The organism is Micromonospora sp. D75, from assembly GCF_018070405.1.
Taxonomy (GTDB): Bacteria; Actinomycetota; Actinomycetes; order Mycobacteriales; family Micromonosporaceae; genus Micromonospora; species Micromonospora chalcea.
In genome coordinates this window covers 1-2,659 of sequence record NZ_JAGPXV010000740.1, presented here as the reverse complement: position 1 = coordinate 2,659, position 2,659 = coordinate 1, and the positions used below count along the sequence as shown (strand labels likewise).

The following is a 2,659-nucleotide window of genomic DNA, read 5'->3' as shown; positions in this document are numbered from 1 at the left end:
GGACCACGTACCCGTTGGACATCAGCGTTCCGGCCGTCGGATCAGGTCGACGAAGTCCTGCTCGTTGCGTTCGGCCAGCCGCACGTACGCCCACCCGACCACGATCAGGAACGGGAAGGACACGACGCCGAGCAGCAGCCACGGCAGGTTGACCCCGAGCACCGTGACCCGGCCGACCGAGGGCGCGATGGCGAACAGCCACGGCAGGCCGCCGAGCCCGATCATCACCAGCAGGCTGAGCCGCAACGCGAGCGAGAGCTGGGCCCGCATCAGTCCCTGCACCAGCGTCTCGCCCACAGGGGTCTGCTGGGCCAGTTCGGAGCGGGTGCGGTCGGCCGGGCTGCCGGCCCGGGAGACCTCGGCCAGCACGATCCGGGTCCGCTGCGGGGTGGCGGCCGGCTGCGGGCTCTCCGGCTGCCGGGGGGCGGGCGCCGGCGACGCGCGCGGGCCGGGCACCGGGGCGGTCTCGACGGGCCGCCCCGGTGGATGCTGTTCCTCGGCTCCGGTCACCCCCGGCAGTCTCGCCCGCTGAGCCGAATTGTCAAGACCGCGCCGTTGCGCCCTGTGCACAACCTGTGGATAACGCTTCACCCCTGTGGATAACCCGGTGGACGGCGCGGAGTCGTTGTGGACGACCGGGCGGGGTGTCAGGGTGAGCCGGTAGAGAGGAGGTGTGACAGTGACCAGCCCGGCACGACCCGGCACCGGCGACGTCTGGACGGTGGACGACCTCCAGGACCTCCCCGAGGACGGCCAGGACTACGAGATCTTCGACGGGAGCCTGCTCGTGTCCCCACACGCCGACGTCCGGCACGGCGCGATCGCCAACCGTCTCCGCCGGCTCCTCGACCGGCAGGCTCCGGCCGGTCTGCTCGTCGGGCAGGACGTCGGCGTCAGCGCGAAGCGCTCCTCCTACTTCGTGCCGGACGTCTTCGTCGCCCGCGAGGAGGCACTGGAGCGGGGTGGCCCGGCCCTCGCCCCGGCCGACGTGCTGCTCGTGGTCGAGGTCGTCTCGCCGGGCAACGCCGGTCGTGACCTGGTCCTCAAGCGCCACGAGTACGGCGTGGCCGGCATCGCGCGTTACTGGCTCGTCGAGCCGCGCAAGGAGACCCTGACCGTGCTGGAGAACGTCGACGGCCGCTACCGCGAGGCGGCGGTGCTCTCCACCGCCGACGTGTACCGCGCCGACCAGCCGTTCCCGCTCGTCCTGCCGGTCGCCGAGATCTTCTGAGCGCCCTGATCCCGCCTGGGCGTCAGCCGAGTCCCACCCGTACCGGGTTCGCGGTCGCCGAGCCCAGCCAGGTGTGCGGGTTGCCGAACCAGCACCACCCGAGCTTCGGCGCGCCCTGACTGATCCAGAGCGCGGGCACCCGCCGGTCGCCGCAGCGCGAGCCCACCAGCGAGAAGCACCTGTTGCTCGCCAGCGCCTCCGGGTACAGCGTGACGAACGCCAGACCTTCGTCGATGGTGATGGGGAGCCGGTCCTTCGCGGTCATGTCCTCCAGCGCGGCCGACGGCGCCACGTTGCGGTACTCCTCGCCCCGGTCCACGTCGAAGAGCAGGTACGCGGGCCCGGCCGGCACCTCCAGCTCCTTGATCGGGTGGAAGGTGGGCAGGTCGTCGGCGGGGAAGTTCCGGTCGAGGATGCCGGTCTTGCGCTTGCCGGCGAGCGTGGTGAGCGCGATCCGCTCCGGCACCGGCACCAGTTCCCGCGTGGTCACCAGCAGGAACGGCACCCGCCCCTCGGTGGGGCCGCGCAGCCCGGCGGAACCGGTGACCGCCGCGTCGCGCAGCGGGCTGAGCAGGGCGCGAAACGTCTCCTCGGTCTGCCCGGCCAGCGCCGGATAGCCGAGTTGAACGAGGCGGTCGAGCTGGCTGTCGAATTCTGCGGCGGCGTCGAAGCGGTCGTCGGACATGCGGTCCCCCACCCTGTCGTACGGTCTGCCGTACATTGTACGCCAGGGTTTGCGGTGACCCGTCCCTCAGCGACTCCAGTCCTGCTTCGCGGCGCGTACCAGCTTGTCCTTCAGCTCCCGGGTGTGCCGGCGGCTGACCGGCAGCTCGGATCCGTCGATCACCACCACATAGCCGGAGTTGACCAGCCGCAACTCGGCGATGAGCCGCAACTGCACCAGGTACGAACGGTGGATCCGGACGAACCCGGCATCGGCCCAGCGCTCGGCCAGCGTCGCCAGCGAGACCCGGACCAGGTGCGACCCGTCCGCCGTGTGCAGGCGCGCGTAGTCGCCCTGCGCCTCCACCCACCGCACCGCCGAACGGGGCAGCATCCGGGTGGTGCCCGCCAGCTCGATCGGGATGGTCGGATCCTCCTCCGCCCGGGCCAGCGCGGCCGGGTGCGACGGCACCACCCGGGAGCCGATCACCCGGCGCAGCGACTCGGCCAGCCGCTCGGCGCGTACCGGCTTGCGGACGTAGTCGGTGGCGCCCAGGTCGAACGCGTCCACCGCGCCGTCGTCGTACGCGGTGACGAACACGATCGCCGGCGGACGGGCGAACCGGCGCAGCACCCGGGCCAGTTCCATGCCGTCCAGCCCCGGCATCCGGATGTCGAGGAACACCACGTCCACGTCGTCGTCGCGGAGCACCCGCAGCGCCTCTGTCGCGTCCCCCGCCGTGTGCAGCCGGGCCACCCGGGGAT

Annotated in this window: 4 protein-coding genes; 1 reads left to right on the top strand and 3 read right to left on the bottom strand. The window is 72.1% G+C overall.

Annotated elements, in window-relative coordinates:
- Positions 1–21: 21 nt before the first annotated feature.
- The gene (locus KBX39_RS28425) at positions 22–372 is read right to left on the bottom strand and encodes a hypothetical protein (protein WP_051611565.1); all 351 of its coding nucleotides are present in this window, start codon (positions 370–372) and stop codon (positions 22–24) included.
- Between the two features lie 307 nt (positions 373–679).
- Between KBX39_RS28425 and KBX39_RS28420 the strand changes: the two genes are divergently transcribed.
- Positions 680–1,231: a Uma2 family endonuclease gene (locus KBX39_RS28420; protein ID WP_167435631.1), complete on the top strand. Its 552-nt coding sequence runs from the start codon at positions 680–682 to the stop codon at positions 1,229–1,231.
- 22 nt (positions 1,232–1,253) lie between these two features.
- Here KBX39_RS28420 and KBX39_RS28415 read toward each other — a convergent pair whose 3' ends face one another.
- Positions 1,254–1,916, bottom strand: a complete 663-nt coding sequence (locus KBX39_RS28415) for a DUF5701 family protein (RefSeq protein ID WP_231915614.1) — start codon at positions 1,914–1,916, stop codon at positions 1,254–1,256.
- 66 nt (positions 1,917–1,982) lie between these two features.
- A partial coding sequence (locus KBX39_RS28410) for a LytTR family DNA-binding domain-containing protein (protein WP_210873477.1) occupies positions 1,983–2,659 on the bottom strand: 677 nt, incomplete at its 5' end.

Bases quoted from the DNA above. Each gene is read 5' to 3' on its own strand.
- KBX39_RS28415 (WP_231915614.1), bottom strand. From the start codon at position 1,916: ATGTCCGACGACCGCTTCGACGCCGCCGCAGAATTCGACAGCCAGCTC.